Annotated in this window: 16 protein-coding genes; 10 read left to right on the top strand and 6 right to left on the bottom strand. The window is 68.9% G+C overall.

All coding sequences use genetic code 11. From position 1 onward, the window contains the following. The first annotated feature begins 42 nt into the window (after window positions 1-42). The gene (locus tag O5I81_RS20495) at window positions 43-552 is read left to right on the top strand and encodes a DUF1993 domain-containing protein (RefSeq protein WP_271066718.1); all 510 of its coding nucleotides are present in this window, start codon (window positions 43-45) and stop codon (window positions 550-552) included. Here O5I81_RS20495 and O5I81_RS20490 read toward each other — a convergent pair. Further along, window positions 549-1,916, bottom strand: coding sequence for an MFS transporter (locus O5I81_RS20490; RefSeq protein ID WP_271066717.1), 1,368 nt, complete (start codon window positions 1,914-1,916; stop codon window positions 549-551). The two genes, O5I81_RS20495 and O5I81_RS20490, sit on opposite strands and share 4 nt — an antisense overlap. Beyond that, entirely contained in the window at window positions 1,913-2,431 is a 519-nt protein-coding gene (locus tag O5I81_RS20485) for a hypothetical protein (protein ID WP_271066716.1), read from the bottom strand. The genes O5I81_RS20490 and O5I81_RS20485 overlap by 4 nt, the downstream gene beginning before the upstream one ends. Window positions 2,432-2,559: 128 nt before the next feature. Here O5I81_RS20485 and O5I81_RS20480 point away from each other — a divergent pair, with 128 nt between their 5' ends. From O5I81_RS20480 to O5I81_RS20465, 4 genes are all read left to right on the top strand, one after another. Next, window positions 2,560-3,456 (top strand): LysR family transcriptional regulator, encoded by an 897-nt coding sequence (locus O5I81_RS20480; RefSeq protein ID WP_271066715.1) that lies wholly within the window; start codon window positions 2,560-2,562, stop codon window positions 3,454-3,456. 65 nt (window positions 3,457-3,521) lie between these two features. Further along, a complete protein-coding gene (locus tag O5I81_RS20475) occupies window positions 3,522-4,046 on the top strand; it encodes an HAD family hydrolase (protein ID WP_271066714.1) in 525 nt (174 codons plus the stop codon). Between the two features lie 88 nt (window positions 4,047-4,134). Then, window positions 4,135-5,517 (top strand): cystathionine beta-synthase, encoded by a 1,383-nt coding sequence (locus O5I81_RS20470; protein ID WP_271066713.1) that lies wholly within the window; start codon window positions 4,135-4,137, stop codon window positions 5,515-5,517. A gap of 150 nt (window positions 5,518-5,667) precedes the next feature. Then, complete coding sequence (locus tag O5I81_RS20465; protein WP_271066712.1) at window positions 5,668-6,837, top strand: cystathionine gamma-synthase; 1,170 nt, start codon at window positions 5,668-5,670, stop codon at window positions 6,835-6,837. Here O5I81_RS20465 and O5I81_RS20460 read toward each other — a convergent pair. Together O5I81_RS20460 and O5I81_RS20455 are read right to left on the bottom strand one after the other, a co-directional pair. Further along, the gene (locus O5I81_RS20460) at window positions 6,755-7,690 is read right to left on the bottom strand and encodes a mechanosensitive ion channel family protein (RefSeq protein WP_271066711.1); all 936 of its coding nucleotides are present in this window, start codon (window positions 7,688-7,690) and stop codon (window positions 6,755-6,757) included. The two genes, O5I81_RS20465 and O5I81_RS20460, sit on opposite strands and share 83 nt — an antisense overlap. 32 nt (window positions 7,691-7,722) lie before the next feature. Beyond that, a complete protein-coding gene (locus tag O5I81_RS20455; RefSeq protein WP_271066710.1) occupies window positions 7,723-8,694 on the bottom strand; it encodes a mechanosensitive ion channel family protein in 972 nt (323 codons plus the stop codon). A gap of 109 nt (window positions 8,695-8,803) precedes the next feature. On the opposite strand from O5I81_RS20455, the gene O5I81_RS20450 reads away from it, so the two are divergent. The 3 genes from O5I81_RS20450 to O5I81_RS20440 all read left to right on the top strand — a co-directional run bounded on the left by O5I81_RS20450 (window position 8,804) and on the right by O5I81_RS20440 (window position 11,569). Then, complete coding sequence (locus tag O5I81_RS20450; protein ID WP_271066709.1) at window positions 8,804-9,964, top strand: DegT/DnrJ/EryC1/StrS aminotransferase family protein; 1,161 nt, start codon at window positions 8,804-8,806, stop codon at window positions 9,962-9,964. 93 nt (window positions 9,965-10,057) lie between these two features. After that, the gene (locus tag O5I81_RS20445; protein WP_271066708.1) at window positions 10,058-11,353 is read left to right on the top strand and encodes an FAD/NAD(P)-binding oxidoreductase; all 1,296 of its coding nucleotides are present in this window, start codon (window positions 10,058-10,060) and stop codon (window positions 11,351-11,353) included. A gap of 12 nt (window positions 11,354-11,365) precedes the next feature. Then, window positions 11,366-11,569, top strand: a complete 204-nt coding sequence (locus tag O5I81_RS20440; RefSeq protein ID WP_271066707.1) for a DUF2892 domain-containing protein — start codon at window positions 11,366-11,368, stop codon at window positions 11,567-11,569. 9 nt (window positions 11,570-11,578) lie between these two features. Here the strand turns inward: O5I81_RS20440 and O5I81_RS20435 are convergent, their stop codons facing one another. Then, on the bottom strand, window positions 11,579-12,238 hold the full coding sequence (locus tag O5I81_RS20435; protein WP_271066706.1) for a glutathione S-transferase family protein: 660 nt from the start codon (window positions 12,236-12,238) through the stop codon (window positions 11,579-11,581). An 87-nt stretch (window positions 12,239-12,325) separates the two neighbouring features. Between O5I81_RS20435 and O5I81_RS20430 the strand changes: the two genes are divergently transcribed. Next, window positions 12,326-12,817: a helix-turn-helix domain-containing protein gene (locus O5I81_RS20430; RefSeq protein ID WP_271066705.1), complete on the top strand. Its 492-nt coding sequence runs from the start codon at window positions 12,326-12,328 to the stop codon at window positions 12,815-12,817. On the opposite strand, the gene O5I81_RS20425 is transcribed toward O5I81_RS20430, so the two are convergent. Further along, complete coding sequence (locus O5I81_RS20425; RefSeq protein WP_271066704.1) at window positions 12,787-14,433, bottom strand: cisplatin damage response ATP-dependent DNA ligase; 1,647 nt, start codon at window positions 14,431-14,433, stop codon at window positions 12,787-12,789. The two genes, O5I81_RS20430 and O5I81_RS20425, sit on opposite strands and share 31 nt — an antisense overlap. Before the next feature lie 119 nt (window positions 14,434-14,552). Between O5I81_RS20425 and O5I81_RS20420 the strand changes: the two genes are divergently transcribed. Continuing rightward, window positions 14,553-15,587, top strand: coding sequence for a DUF2167 domain-containing protein (locus O5I81_RS20420; protein WP_271066703.1), 1,035 nt, complete (start codon window positions 14,553-14,555; stop codon window positions 15,585-15,587). The last annotated feature ends 18 nt before the right edge of the window (window positions 15,588-15,605 follow it).

Here is a 15,605-nt window from a genome sequence, read left to right as displayed (position 1 = left end):
CGCCCCATCTGCACGACAACGCTATCTTGAGGAGGAACGCCAATGTCCCTGTCGCTCTACGACGTCTCGATCCCCGTCTATCTCAACGGCCTGCGCAACCTGCTCGCCATCCTTGAAAAGTCGACCACCCACGCTGGTCCCAGCATCGCCAGCTGGCTGACCGCCCGCCTCGCCCCCGACATGCATGACCTGACCCGCCAGATCCAGATGGTCAGCGACGCGGCCAAGGGCGGCGCCGCCCGGCTGGCCAATATCGAACCGCCCTCGATGCCCGACACCGAGACCACCATCGACGAGCTGCGCGAGCGCCTGACCAGGACCATCGCCTTCATCCAGACGATCAAGCCCGAACAGGTCAACGGCCGCGAGACCGCCACCATCGAGCTGAAGTTCCCGAACGGCGCGATGACCTTCACCGGCCGCGACTTCCTGTTCAACTTCTCCCTGCCCAACTTCTACTTCCACTGCGTCACGGCCTACGGCCTGCTGCGCAAGGAAGGCGCCCCGATCGGCAAGATGGACTTCCTGGCCGGCGGCCGTCAGGCGGCCTAGCGGGAAGCGCGCGCGCCGCGGAGCAGGCTGACCAGGCCCGCGACCAGCGCCAGCCCCGCCGCCAGGCCGAGCCCGATCGCGGGCGCGGTCTGCGCGGCGGTCAGGGCGAACAGCAGGCTCATCGCCAGGGCGCCGATTGTCTGCCCCGTCACCCGCGCCGAGCCCTGCATGCCGCCGGCCGCGCCGCCGCGTCCCGGCGGGGCGGCGAGGAAATGGGTGCGGTTGTTGGGCGTCTGGAACAGGCCAAAGCCGACGCCTGCCAGGACGATGAAGGGGATCAGCCGCGCCGGCTGCCCATCCAGCGGCCAGCACGCCGCGCCGGCCAGGCCGGCGCTCAGGCAGCCGCCGCCGACGGCGCACAGCCCCGCGCTCGGGACGCGGTCGGCCAGGCGGCCGGCGACCACCGCGCTGACCGCCACGCTGAGCGGCCAGGCGGTGATGTAGAGCCCGGCCATCAGCGGGCTCTGGTTCAGGCCGTGCTGCAGCAGGAACGGCAGGGCCACCAGGCCTGCCGTCTGTCCGGCGAAACAGCAGACCGAGGCGACCACCGACAGGCGGAACGCGGCCCCGCGCAGCAGGTCGAGCGGGATCAGCGGGTCGGACCGGCCCATGTCGCGCCGGACCAGGGTCGCCAGGGCGCCGGCGCCCAGCGCGAACAGCAGGACGGCGTGATCCGGCGCCCTCGGCGCGACCGTCGCCGAGGTGATGAGCAGACCGAAGGCCAGGGCGTTGAGGGCCATGCCGGCCAGATCCGGCCGCGCCGTCTTGCGGGGACCGGTCGGCAGCGCCCGGGTCGCGGCCAGGGCGGCGGCGGCCAGCGGCAGGCCGGCGGCGAACAGCGCCGGTCGGCCTCCGACCGCCAGCACGATCGCCCCCAGGCTAGGCGCCGCCGCCGAGGCCAGGGCCACGGTCAGGGCGTTCCAGCCGATCGCCGCCCCGAGCCGGCCGCTTCCGACCGAGGCCCGCAACAGGGCGACGCCGAGCGCCATGATCGCCGCTCCGCCCAGGCCCTGGACCAACCGCGCCGCGACCAGCCACGGCAGCGACGGCGCCAGGGCGCTGAGCGCCGAGGCCGTGGCGAACACCCCGAGCCCGATGGCGAAGACCCGCCGATAGCCGTACCGCTCGCCGAGCGCCCCGGCTGGCAACAGGGCCATGACCAAGCCGGCCTGATAGGCGGTGACGACAAGGATGGCCTGGGCCGGCGCGACCCCGAACGTCTCGCCCAGCACCGGCAGGGCCAGGTTGGCGATGCCGGCGTCCAGCACGACCAGGGCCATGGCCGACAGGACCGCGAAGACGGCGACCGCCTGCCGATGGCCGGTGAGGCTCTTGTCCGGCGCGGACAGCAGGGCCTCGCTCATCGGCCCGTCGTCCAGCCGTCCGTCGGGGCCGGGTAGCGGGTCACCGCCTCGGCCTTGAGGTCGCGTTCGGTGAAGCGCAGCAGCAGGGCCGTTTCACTCAGGCAGCGGGTGTCGTGGATGTCGCCGGGCAGATAGGCTTGGGCCCGGCCGGGGCGCAGCACGGCGCTGTCGCGCTGGACCAGCCGCACCCCGCCGCCGTCCTCGACGCGGGCGAAGGTCCGCATCTCGATTTCGCCCTCCAGCACCGCATAGACCACCCAGGCGCGGCCATGGTCATGCGGCGGCCGGTAGAGGCCGGCCTGTTCGGCGTGGGCCAGCAGCAGGAAGCCGTGGTCCCCGTCGCGGCACAGTTCCTCGCCGGCCGGGCGGCGCGCCAGCAGTCCGGCCAGCCAGGCCTCCCCGCGCGGGGCGCCGGCCAGGACCTTCAGCTGTCGGCGGCATTCGCCGACAAGGTCGCTGGTCAGGGGTCCCCAGGCGGCTCGAACCTGGGTGGTGAACAGATCAAGGGCGGTCATCGCGGGTCTCCTTCAAACCTCAGGCCCGAAGGGTAGGTGGCCGTAAGACCAGGCGGAACGCGCAGCATTTGCACTGTGGTCGTGCGTCTGACGCCCTATATGATGGCCGCGTCTCCGGGAGCCCGCCCATGTCGCTGCCTGACCTCAACCTGCTGATCGCCCTCGACGCCCTTCTCGAGGAAGGCAGCGTGGCGCGGGCCTCGCGCCGCCTGCGCCTCAGCCCCTCGGCGACCAGCCGGGCCCTGACCCGGTTGCGGCAGGCGACCGGCGACCCCCTGCTGGTGCGGGCCGGCAGGGGCCTCGTGCCGACCCCGCGCGCCGAGATCCTGCGGGCCCAGGCGCATCAACTGGTCGAGGACGCCCGGGCCGTCCTGCGCCCGGCCGAACGCCACGACCTGTCGACCCTGGCGCGGACCTTCACCCTGCGGACCAGTGACGGCTTCGTCGAGAACTTCGGCCCGCGCCTGCTGGCCCGCGTCGGGGCCGAGGCGCCGGGCGTTCGCCTGAACCTGCTGCAGAAGCCGGACAAGGACAGCACGCCGCTGCGCGAGGGGCGGGTCGATCTCGAGACCGGCGTCCTGGAGCCGACCCTGGGGCCGGAACTGCGCAGCCAGGCCCTGTTCCGCGACCGTCTGGTCGGCGTCGTTCGCCAGGCTCACCCCCTGGCCGGCCGGCCGGTCGATCTGGAGGCCTATGCCGCGGCGCGCCATGTCGTCGTCTCGCGCAGCGGCTTCGACGAGGACGCCGTCGACCGGCCCTTCCTGCCGGGCGGCCTGACGCGCCACATCGCCTGCGCGGTCAGCGGCTTCGCCACCGCCCTGGCGCTGGCGCGCGGCGCCGATCTGGTCGCCACCGTGCCCGGACGCCATACGGCCGCCTTGCGCGAGGGCCTGGTCAGCTTCCCGATCCCGGCCCCGACCTCGCCCTTCACCGTCTCCATGCTGTGGCACCCGCGCCTCGACGCCGATCCGGCCCACCGCTGGCTGCGCGGTTGCCTGCGCGAGGTCTGCGGCCAGGCGGCATGATGGTCTCGCCGCTTCGATCGTCGCGTCCCGTGGCCCAAATCGCCGAAGCATCCTACATAGCCGCCATGCCCGCCCCCTTCGCCGTGATCTTCGACCGCGACGGCGTCCTCAACGAGGACTACGGCTATGCCTATGAGCCCGCCAAACTGGTCTGGATTCCCGGCGCCAGGGCCGCGATCAAGCGGGTCAACGCCGCCGGCGGGCTGGTGCTGATCGCCACCAACCAGTCGGGGATCGGGCGCGGCTACTACAGCGAAGACCAGATGCACGGCTTCCATGACGCGATGAAGCGCCAGCTGGCGGAGGACGGCGCCCGCATCGACGCCATCTACTTCTGCCCCTTCCATGAGGACGCCGCCGAGGATCGCTACCGCCAGGCCGACCATCCCGACCGCAAGCCCAACCCCGGCATGCTGCTGCGGGCGCTGAAGGACTTCGGCGTCGATCCGAAGCGGGCCCTGATGATCGGCGACAAGCCGGCCGACATGCAGGCGGCGGCGGCGGCCGGGGTCGATGGCTATCTCTATGAGGAGGGCGACCTGGAAGACTTCCTGCTGGATGCCGCCTCGCGCACGGGTCTGCCACTGTAACGCAGCTGTTTGCTTCCTTCATGCCTCCTGACGCGTTAGTCAGGGGACAATCATGCCGCTGCGGAACGCGGCGTTTCAGGAAACACCCATGTCCGAACTGCCCGCCGCCTCGCACTCGGCGCTCGACCTGATCGGCGCCACGCCCATGGTCGAGGTGACCAGGATCGACACCGGCCTCTGCCGCCTGTTCCTCAAGCTGGAAAACCAGAACCCCGGCGGCTCGATCAAGGACCGCATCGCCCGCTCGATGATCGAGGCGGCCGAGAAGGACGGAACCCTGAAGCCCGGCGGCGTCATCATCGAGGCCACCGCCGGCAACACGGGCCTAGGCCTGGCGCAAGTCGCCACCCTGAAGGGCTACAAGCTGATCCTCATTGTGCCGGACAAGATGGCGCGCGAGAAAATCCTCCACCTGCGGGCCATGGGCGTCGACGTGCGCATCACCCGCTCCGACGTCGGCAAGGGCCACCCCGAATACTACCAGGACATGGCACAGACCATCGCCCAGGGTCTGCCCGGATCGCTGTACGTCAACCAGTTCGAGAACCCGGCCAACCCGCAGGCCCATTTCGAAACCACCGCACCCGAAATCCTCACCCAGATGGACGGCGACCTCGACGCCGTGATCGTCGGCGTCGGCTCGGGCGGCACGCTCACCGGCCTCGGCCGCTACTTCCAGCAGCACAGCCCGAAAACGAAGATGATCCTCGCCGACCCGGTCGGCTCGATCCTCTACGACTACGTCAACACCGGAACCTACGGCGAGGCCGGCAGCTGGATCGTCGAGGGCATCGGCGAGGACTTCATCCCCGTGAATGCGCAGATGGACCTTGTCTCCAAGGCCTATGCCATCAGCGACCGCGAGAGCGTCGAGACGGCCCGCGAACTGCTGCAGAAGGAAGGCATCCTGGCCGGTTCGTCCTCGGGCACCCTGCTGGCGGCGGCGCTGAAGTACTGCCGCGAGCAGACCGAGCCCAAGCGCGTGGTCAGCCTGGTCTGCGATACCGGCGCCAAATACCTGACCAAGATGTTCAACGACCTCTGGGTTTCGGCTCACGGCTTCGAGGACCGCCAGGCGCGGGGCGACATCTCCGACCTGATCGCCAAGCGCTACAGCGACGGCGGGGTCATCACCATCGGCCCCGACGATACCCTGCTGACCGCCTACAACCGCATGCGCAGCGCCGACATCAGCCAGCTGCCCGTCGTCGACCACGGCAAGCTGGTCGGCATCCTCGACGAGAGCGATGTGCTCAGCGCCGTGGCCAAGGCCCATGACGCCGAAGGCTTCGCCACCAAGGTCGGCGGGGCCATGACCCGCAATGTGAAGACCCTGGAATCGCACCAGCCGCTGGAAGCCCTCACCCCCGTGTTCGAGCGCGACGAGGTGGCCGTGGTCATGGACGGCGACGAACTGCTGGGCCTGATCACCCGCGTCGACCTGATCAACCACCTGCGCAGAACCGCATAGTCCCCCTATATCTACCGATCATCCCGGCGAAAGCCGGGACCCAGCTGGCAATCGATGTATGGGTTCGCGCTGATCAGAGCCGGACCCGGCCCGCCGGTGGACACCGGGTCCCGACTTTCGTCGGGATGATCGGATTTGAGAGATGAGCACATGACCACCGACGGCAAGAACCGCCTGGCCTTCGCCACCCGCACCATCCACGCCGGCCAGAGCCCCGACCCGACCACCGGCGCGGTGATGCCGCCGATCTACGCGACCAGCACCTACGCCCAGGAAAGCCCCGGCGTGCACAAGGGCTATGAATACGCCCGCAGCCAGAACCCGACCCGCTTTGCCTTCGAGCGCTGCATCGCCGACCTGGAAAGCGGCACGGCGGCCTTCGCCTTCGCCTCCGGCCTGGCCTGCGGGGCGACGGTGATGGAGCTGCTCGACACCGGCGCCCATATCATCGCCACCGACGACATCTACGGCGGCAGCTACCGCCTGTTCGAGCGGGTCAAGAGGCGCTCTTCGGGCCTCGACTACAGCTTCATCGACCTCACCGACCTGGCCGCCGTCGAGGCCGCCATCCGGCCCGAGACGAAGATGATCTGGGTGGAGACGCCGACCAACCCGACCCTGCGGCTGGTCGATCTCGAGGCCATCGCGGCGATCGGCCGGAAGCACGGCCTGATCACCGTCGCCGACAACACCTTCGCCTCGCCTTACGTGCAGCGGCCGCTGGAGCTGGGCTTCGACATCGTCACCCATTCGACGACCAAATACCTGAACGGCCACTCCGACATGGTCGGCGGCGTCGCCATCGTCGGCGACAACGAGGAGCTCTCCGCCCAGCTGAAGTTCCTGCAGAACGCCCTCGGCGCCATCAGCGGACCGTTCGACAGCTTCCTGGCCCTGCGCGGCCTGAAGACCCTGGCCCTGCGCATGCAGCGCCATTGCGAGAGCGGCCTGAAGATCGCCCGCTGGCTGGAAAGCCATCCGGCCGTCGAGAAGGTCATCTACCCCGGCCTCGAATCCCACCCGCAGCACGCCCTCGCGAAGAAGCAGATGACCGGCGGTTTCGGCGGCATCATCTCGGTCGAGATCAAGGGGGGCCTGGCGCCGTCCCGCAAGCTGCTGGAGCGCACCCGTCTGTTCACCCTGGCCGAGTCGCTCGGCGGCGTCGAAAGCCTGATCGAGCATCCGGCCATCATGACCCATGCCTCCATCCCGCCCGAGCAGCGGGCGGCGGTCGGCATCACGGACGGTCTGGTTCGGCTTTCGGTCGGGATCGAAGATTGCGAAGACCTGATTTCAGACCTTTCGCAGGCTTTGGCTTAGTCGCTTTCGGCGTCGGTTTGGGCAGCTCCGGCGGCGGCAACGGCGCCTGCCCCGCCGCCAGCATGCGGGCGGCCAGCAGCAGGTCGGCCATCACCGCCGGGTGGTCGTGCGGCAGGGTCCAGACCCGCACTGCCCCCTCGACCCAGGCCTCGGCCATGCCGGTGATCTCCACCACCGGCTCGACGTCCTGCATGATCCGCGGGTCGGCGGCGGCGCGGGTCTTCAGGGCGGCGATATAGCCGGCCAGATCGACGCTGATCGGGATGCGGAACACCGCGTCCACCCGCCGCCGCTCATGGGCGCTCTTGTTGACGATGACGTCGCCGAACACCTTGCTGTTGGGGATGATGATCTTGAGGTTGTCGGCGGTGGTCAGTTCGGTGGTGAACAGGTCCAGGGCCCGCACCGTGCCGATGCGATTGGTGGTCTCGATGACATCGCCGACGCGGTAGGGCCGCAGCGCCAGGATCATCACGCCCGCCGCGACATTGCTCAGCGCGCCCTGCAGCGCCAGGCCCACCGCCAGCGAGGCGGCGCCGAGCACGGCCAGCACAGAGGTCGTCTTCACCCCCAGTTGCTGCAGGACCGCCACCAGGCCGACGATGATGACGATGTAGCGGACCGCCGAACCGATGAAGCTCTGCAGGGTGGCGTCCGGCGGCACATGCCGCGTCATCCGCCCGACGGCGGCCCGGGCCAGCGCCGACAGCCAGCGCGAGGCCCACAGGGTGGCCAGCAGGATGAGGGCGGCCACAGCCAGGTCGATGGCGATCTGGGTGGCGCGATCGGCAAGGTCGGCGGCGATGACCGCCTCGGGACGGACGCTGGCGAGCAGTTTCGAAGTGGCGGTCATGGTCCGGGTCTAGCGCGGCGCGGGGCGGATGCCTACTCGCTCGCCGGCTGGGATTGCTCGGCGCTGGCGCTTTCGTCCGGCCCGCCGGGATCGTCGACGGCGGCGGCCTTGCGGGTCATGCTGCGTGGCTTGCTGATCTTGTCCCGGACGTCGACCTGGTGCGGATAGGGGATGGAAATCCCCGCGTCGTCGAAGGCTTCCTTCACCGCCTTGTGCAGGTCGCATTGCACGTCCCACTGGTCGGTTCCCTTGGTCCAGGCCCTCAGGGTCAGGGTCACCGAGGAGTCGGCGTAACCTGTGCAGCGGGCCCAGGGCGCGGGCTGGTCCAGCACGCGGGGATCGGCCCCGGCCGTCGCCAGCAAGACTTCCAGGGCCTCGCCGATATCGTCGTCGTAGTCGATGCCGACGACGACCTCCGCCCGCCGGATGGTCGGCGCCGAATAGTTGACGATCGGCTCGCCGAACACCTTGCCGTTCGGCATGATGATCTTGAGGCCATCGAGGGTGACCAGCTCGGTGGTGAACAGGTCCAGCGCCGTGACCTTGCCCTTCTGGCCGTTGACCTCGACCAGGTCGCCGGCGCGGTAGGGCCGCAGGATCAGCAGCATGACCCCGGCCGCGACATTGCTCAGCGCCCCCTGCATGGCCAGACCGACCGCCAGGGAGGCCGCGCCCAGCACCGCCAGGATCGAGGTGGCCTTGATGCCCAGCTGCTGCAGCACGGCGATCAGGCCGATGATGATGATCAGATAGCGGACGATGGAGCTGACGAAGGCCTGCAGCGCCACGTCGCCGTTGTTCCGGGCCTGCAGCTTTGCCATGGCGTCGTGCGCCAGCTTCGAGGCCCACTTGGCCAGCCAGAAGGTCGCCACCAGGATGACCACGGCGACGATCAGGCTCAGCCCCAGCTGCGCCCCCTTGTCGAGCAGGGAGGCGGCGGCCAGTTCGCCGGCCTGAACCTTGGGAAGGACGTTGGGGATTTTCGTGGGGTCGATAGCGGCCATGCGCCAGCCTAACGGGTCGATATCCCTGGCGTTCCGGAACGGTCCGGGGAAACATCCGGTTACAGCCTTTGTCTCGAATATGCCGCGTCACCAGCGTAGAGGCCCCGCCATGAGCATCGCCTTCATCGACCTCGCCGCGCAGCAGCGCCGGATCCGCGAAAAGATTGACGCCGGCATCGCCCGCGTCCTCGACCACGGCGCCTATGTCATGGGCCCGGAAGTCCGCCAGTTCGAAGCCGAGCTGGCCGCCTTCGGCCAGGCCCCGCTGGCCCTCTCCTGCGCCAACGGCACCGACGCCATCGCCCTGCCGCTGATGGCCTGGGGCGTCGGCCAGGGCGACGCGGTCTTCTGCCCCAGCTTCACCTTCGCGGCGACGCCGGAGGTCGTGCCCTGGACCAATGCGACGCCCGTCTTCGTCGATGTGCTGCCCGATACCTTCAACATGGACCCGGCCCATCTCGAGGCGACCATCCTGGCCGTCCGGGACGAGGGCCGCCTGCGCCCCGCCGTGGTCATCGCCGTCGACCTGTTCGGCCAGCCCGCAGACTACCCGGCCATTCGCGCCATTTGTGACAAGCATGGCCTGAAGCTGATCAGCGACAGCGCCCAGGGCTTCGGCTGCACCCTGAACGGCCACCATCCGATCCATTGGGCCGACGTGGCCACCACCAGCTTCTTCCCGGCCAAGCCGCTGGGCTGTTACGGCGACGGCGGGGCGGTGATCTGCAAAGACCAGGACCTCTGGGACCTGATGGACAGCTACCGCGTCCACGGCAAGGCGGTGACCCCGGATCTCGTCGGCCGCACCTTCGAGCACGAGACCAAGTACCTCAACACCCGCATCGGCATGAACAGCCGCCTGGACAGCATCCAGGCCGCCATCCTGATCGAGAAGCTGGCCATCTTCCCCGAAGAGATCGAGATGCGTCAGGTCGTCGCCGATCGCTACGCCGAAGGGCTGGCCGGGTCCGTGACCTCGACGCCGAAGGTCATCGACGGCGGCCAGTCGGTCTGGGCCCAGTACGTCATCGAGCACAAGAACCGCGATGGCCTCGCCGCCCACCTGAAGACGCAAGGCGTGCCGACCGCCGTCTACTACCCGGTGCCGATGCATGTTCAGGCGCCCTACGCCCACTTCCCGCAAGGCCCCGGCGGCCTGCCGGTGACCGAAGCCCTGGCGGAAAAGGTGCTCGCCCTGCCGATGCACCCCTACATGGACGAGGCCGTGCAGCAGCAGATCATCGACGCCGTGAAGGGCTTCAACGGGTAACGCCCAGCGGCAAGGCCCCCTTCGCTCCTTTGATGCGTATCAAGGCGTCGGACAACCGTTCGACGCAGGATGCCCCCATCAAGGGAGAAGGCCATGAGCGAGACGCCAACGATCGTCATCATCGGGGCCGGCCTGGGCGGATCCATCGCCGCCTATGACATCCACAAGGCCGTGGGCGACCGGGCCCGCGTGGTGATGGTGTCCGACGGCGACATCTTCAACTTCACGCCCTCCAATCCCTGGCTGGCCGTGGGCTGGCGGACTGCGGACTCCATCCAGGTCAAGCTGCCCGAGGTCATGAAACGCAAGGGCGTCGAGTTCATCAACGTCCCGGCCAGCGCCCTGCGCCCGGCCGACAAGGCCATCGACCTGGCTGATGGCCGCAGCCTCTCCTACGACTACCTGGTCATCGCCACCGGACCGGAGCTGGCCTTCGACGAGATCCCCGGCCTCGGCCCGCAGGGGCACACCCGCTCGATCTGCACCGGCCCCCACGCCGCCGACACCGCCGCCGCCTTCGACGCCTTCGTCGCCGCCCCGGGTCCCATCGTGGTCGGCGCCGTCCAGGGCGCCTCCTGCTTCGGGCCGGCCTACGAGTTCGCGATGATCCTCGACACCGAGCTTCGCCGCCGGCGCCTCCGCGACAAGGCCCCGATGACCTTTGTCACCTCCGAACCCTACATCGGCCATCTGGGCCTCGACGGGGTCGGCGACACCAAGGGTCTGCTCGAAAGCGAGATGCGGCAGCGCCACATCAAGTGGATCACCAACGCCCGGGTGAAATCGGTCGACGCCGGCCTGATGCATGTCGAGGAGGTCGCCGAGGATGGCGCGGTCAAGGCCACGCACCAGCTGCCTTTCGTCTTCTCGATGATGTTGCCGGCCTTCCGGGGTGTCGCCGCCGTGCGCGGCGTCGAGGGGCTGACCAACCCGCGCGGCTTCATCCTGGTCGACCGGCATCAGCGCAATCCGACCTGGCCGGACATCTTCGCGCTCGGGGTCTGCATCGCCATCCCGCCGACCGGCCCGACGCCGGTGCCGGTCGGCGTGCCCAAGACCGGCTTCATGATCGAGAGCATGGTCTCGGCCATCTCCGCCAATCTGCGCGAACTGCTGGGTGGCGAGGCCCCGACCCATGAGGCGACCTGGAACGCCATCTGCCTGGCCGACTTCGGCGACGGCGGCGTGGCCTTCATGGCCCAGCCGCAGATCCCGCCGCGCAACATCAACTGGTCGGCCAGCGGCAAGTGGGTCCACACCGCCAAGGGCGCCTTCGAGGGCTACTTCCTGCACAAGGTCCGCACCGGCCAGGCCGAGCCGCTCTACGAGAAGCTCGCCCTGGACCTGATCGGCGCCCACAAGGTTCGCCGTTCGCCGACCGCATCCTGAGGAGACTGAACAATGACCGTCGATAAAGCCGTGATGATGTTCGCCGGGGTCATGGTGTTGATCAGCCTCGCCCTGACCCAATGGGTTCACCCGGCCTGGATCTGGCTGACCGTGTTTGTCGGCGCCAATCTGATCCAGGCCTCGATCACCGGCTTCTGCCCGGCGGCGATGGTGTTCAAGGCCCTGGGCGTCGGCCGCGGCGCGGCCTTCAAATAGGCCTCCGGTCTAGTCCCGGTCCGGCGCTCCCAGCGGGAAGAAGGGGCGGAAGTAGCGCGCCTCCTCCACGCACCGTGCGAACGACGGTCGCTTCAACAGCCGCTGGCGATAGGCCCGCAGCACCGGCCAGTCCTCGGTGATCTCCAGCACCCAGTCGGCATAGAAGAGCGACATCGAGGCCGCCGTATCGGCCATGCTGTAGACCTCGCCGCAGGCCCAGGTCTTGCCGGCAAGCGCCCCCTCCAGCCAGTCGTAGGCCTTGCGCAGGCGCGTATGGGCCAGCTCCAGCCCATCCTCGCTCTTCATCGGGATCTGGCCGAGCTTGCTGGCCACGGCCACCTGCATGGCGTCCATCACATGCAGGTCGAAGAAGCGGTCCATGAACCGCACGTCCAGCGCCGCCATCGGATCCTCGGGGATCAGCCGCACCGGCCCGGGATGCTTCAGTTGCAGATACTCGACGATGATGCTGGCCTCGACCACCGGGGTGTCCCCGTCGAGCAGCATCGGGAACTTGCCGATCGGCCACTTTTCCAGCCAGGCGCCGATATGATCGGGATGGTCCGGCCCGATCTCGCGGAACTCGAAGGGCGTGGCGTTCTCATAGAGGGCGATCAGCGCCTTCTGGGTATAGGACGAGAAGGGGTGACCATAGAGCGCCAGCGTCATCGAATTCTCCCGGTAGACCACTTGTTATTTGCAAGGGGTTGCAAACTAGCCGGACCACTTGCATCTAGCAAGGGGTGAGAAGACGCCATGGCCCAGACTGAAAGATCCGGCTGTCCCATCAACCTGACGCTTGAGGAACTCGGCGACCGCTGGAGCCTGATCGTCATCCGCGACCTGATGTTCGGAAACCGCCGCACCTTCGGCCGGCTGTTGGCCGAGAGCGAGGAGGGCATCGCCTCGAACATCCTGGCTGACCGGCTCAGGCGGCTGACGAACTCGGGCCTGCTGACCCGGGCGCCGGATCCCGCCCACCGGCAGAAGGGCGTCTACAGCCTGACCGAGGCGGCGATCCAGCTCGTGCCATTGCTGGCGATGATGGGCGCCTGGGGGCGGCGGTTCAAACAGCCGAGCCGGGACCTGTCGGTGCGGGCCGAGCTCCTCGAGGCGGGGGGACCGCCCCTGTGGGAGGGCTTTATGGCCGAGCTGCGCCATCTGCACCTGGGGGCCGAAAAGCCGGCGCGCTCGGTGTTCGCGGAGCTGCAGGCGGCCTACGAGGCGGCAGTCGCGGCGGGCGCCTGATTCAGCATCCGCTCCAGGGTCTCCAGCACGTCCGCCTCGCGGGCCGGCTTGTCCCAGCGGATGCGGCTGATCCTCGGAAACCGCATGGCGACCCCGCTCTTGTGGCGGGTCGAGCGCTGCAGCCCCTCGAACGCCACCTCCAGCACCAGGCCGAAATCGAGATTCGCCTTCACCGACCGTACGGGTCCGAAGCGGTCGATGGTGTTGTCGCGCACGAACTTGTCGAGCTGTTTCAACTCCTCGTCGGTGAAGCCGAAATAGGCCTTGCCCACCGGCGTCAGCGTCCGGCTTCCCGCCTCGTCCTCGCGCCAGACCCCGAAGGTGAAGTCGGAATAGAAGCTCGACCGTTTGCCATGGCCCCGCTGGGCGTACATCAGCACCGCGTCGATCAGATGCGGATCGCGCTTCCACTTGAACCACGGCCCCTTGGGCCGCCCGGCCTCATAGAGACTGTCCCAGCGCTTGAGCATCAGGCCTTCGGAGAGGGCGGCGTCGCCCTCCGGCGGATTGGACCGGAGCGCCGCCAGCGCCTCCCAGGTTTCGAACGGCTGCATGGGCGACAGGTCGATGCGCGGCGAGGCGGCCCTGGCGACGAAGGCCTCCAGCCGTTCGCGGCGCATCGCGAAGCTTAAGGCCCGCAGGTCGGTCTCGCCGTCGAGCAGCAGGTCGTAGGCGCGGATGGCGGCGGGATAGGCGGCCATCATCCTGGCATCGACGGTCTTGCGGTTCAGCCGTTGCTGCAGGTCGCCGAAGCTGGCCAGGGCGCCGTCGCGGATGACCAGCAGTTCGCCGTCTATGGCCCCCTCGAAAGTCATATGCTCCAGAACGTCGGGAAAACTGTGGCTGATGTCGTCGCCGGTGCGGGTGTAGAGCCGCCGCATCCCCCGCTCGTTGACCGCCTGGATGCGGATGCCGTCCCATTTCCATTCGGCGGCGTAGTCGGCCGGATCGAGCCTGGGGAAGTCTGTCTCCTCGTCGATCGGATGGGCCAGCATCACCGACCGGAAGCGTCCGGGATTGTCGGCGCTGGGCGCCTCCGACCGGCCCTCCAGCCAGGCGAACAGGTCCTCGTAGGGCGGCGCCAAGGCGTGCCAGACCTCCTCGATCTGCGAGGTGGTGATGGCCTGGCCGTTCGAGGCCGCCATGTCGGCGCAGGCCTGTTTGGCCAGCCGGGCCGAAAACCCGACCCGCAGGCCCCCGGTCAGCAGCTTGAGCAACGCCCAGCGCCCGTCCGGCTCCAGAGCGTCGAGCCAGCGCTCGATCATCGGCTGCACCTCGGCCCGCTTGGCCGTGCGCAGGGCCTCGACCACCTCCGACAGCTCCGGCTCGCGGTTCGCGCCACGTGTCGCCGGCCAGACCAGGGCCACCGTCTCGGCCAGGTCGCCGACATAGTCGTAGGACCAGCGAAACAGCACCGGGTCCATCCGCGCCTCGACCGCCTTGCGGATGGCGGCCGGCTTGGCGGCCGAGAAGGTCAGTTCACCGGTCATCGCCGCCAGGGCCCAGCCGCGGTCCGGGTCGGGCTGGCTGTTCAGAAAGTCGCGGACCAGCACCAGCTTGGCGTTACGCGACGCCGTCAGGCTCAGGCGGTCCAGCAGTCGGGCGAAGGCGCGCATGGGAAGGGAGTGTAGCGCAGGCGCGGAGGTTCACGAGGGGCATGCGCATCGCCGACAAGTCTTGTCGTTTCGCCCCGGCCCCCCTAGGCTCTCTGCCGGGGATTGATCGGGGGGTTTCAGTGTTCTTCAAACGTGTGTTCGCTGCGGTCGCGCTGGCTGCGGCCTGTTTCTCTTCCGCGCCGGTTCTGGCCCAGGCGCCGTCCGCGCCGGCCGCCCAGGCTCAGCCCGATGTCAGCTGGCAGGACAAGATCTCACGTCAGACGGGTACGGTTCACCTGGCGGCGGCCGGGGCCAGCCTGGCGCTTGGCGACGACTACTATTTCATCGACGCCGACGGCGCCCGCCAGGTTCTGGTCGAGGGCTGGGGCAATCCGCCCGACGCCGCCGAGGGCGTGCTGGGGATGATCTTTCCCACGCGCTTCAAGCCGATGGACGACGCCTCCTGGGGGGCCGTCATCACCTTCGAGGAAACCGGCTGGGTCAGCGACAAGGATGCCGCGACCACCGACTACGACAAGCTGCTGACCGAACTGCGCAGGGGCGAGGACGACCGCAACGCCGAACGCGAAAAGGCCGGCTATCCGACCGTCAACCTGATCGGCTGGGCCGAACGGCCGACCTATAACGACAAGAGCCATGTGGCCATCTGGGCGCGGGAGCTGTCGTTCAACGGCGGCGCCAAGCATGGCCTCAACTACGATATCCGGGTCCTGGGCCGCCGCGGCGTGCTCAGCCTCAACGTCGTCTCGGCGATGACCGACCTGACCGAAATCCACGGCGTCGCCGGCGAGATCGCCAACACCGCCGCCTTCGAACAGGGCGCGGCCTATGCCGACTACAAGCCGGGCGTCGACAAGTCGGCCGGCTATGGCATCGCCGGGCTGATCGCGGCCGGAGCCGGCGTCGCGGCGGTGAAGAAGCTGGGTCTGCTGGGCCTCATCCTGGCCTTCGGCAAGAAGTTCATCGTCATCATCATCGCGGCCTTCGGCGGCATCGCCGCCTGGTTCCGCAATCTGTTCGGCAAGAAGGACCTGTCGGTCGGCGGCGGCGCGGCGCCTGCCCGCCCCTCGATCTTCGACGAACCGGCGGCCCCGGCCGAAAGCCCCGACGGCCAGGACAAGCCGCCGGCCGGTTCGGGCGACATCGTTTCCTGAGGCTCCCTCGATATCCGC

The organism is Caulobacter sp. NIBR1757, assembly GCF_027912495.1.
In the GTDB taxonomy this organism is placed as follows: Bacteria; Pseudomonadota; Alphaproteobacteria; order Caulobacterales; family Caulobacteraceae; genus Caulobacter.
Note: the sequence above shows the minus strand (reverse complement) of the source record. Positions and strands in the feature narration are given on the sequence as shown.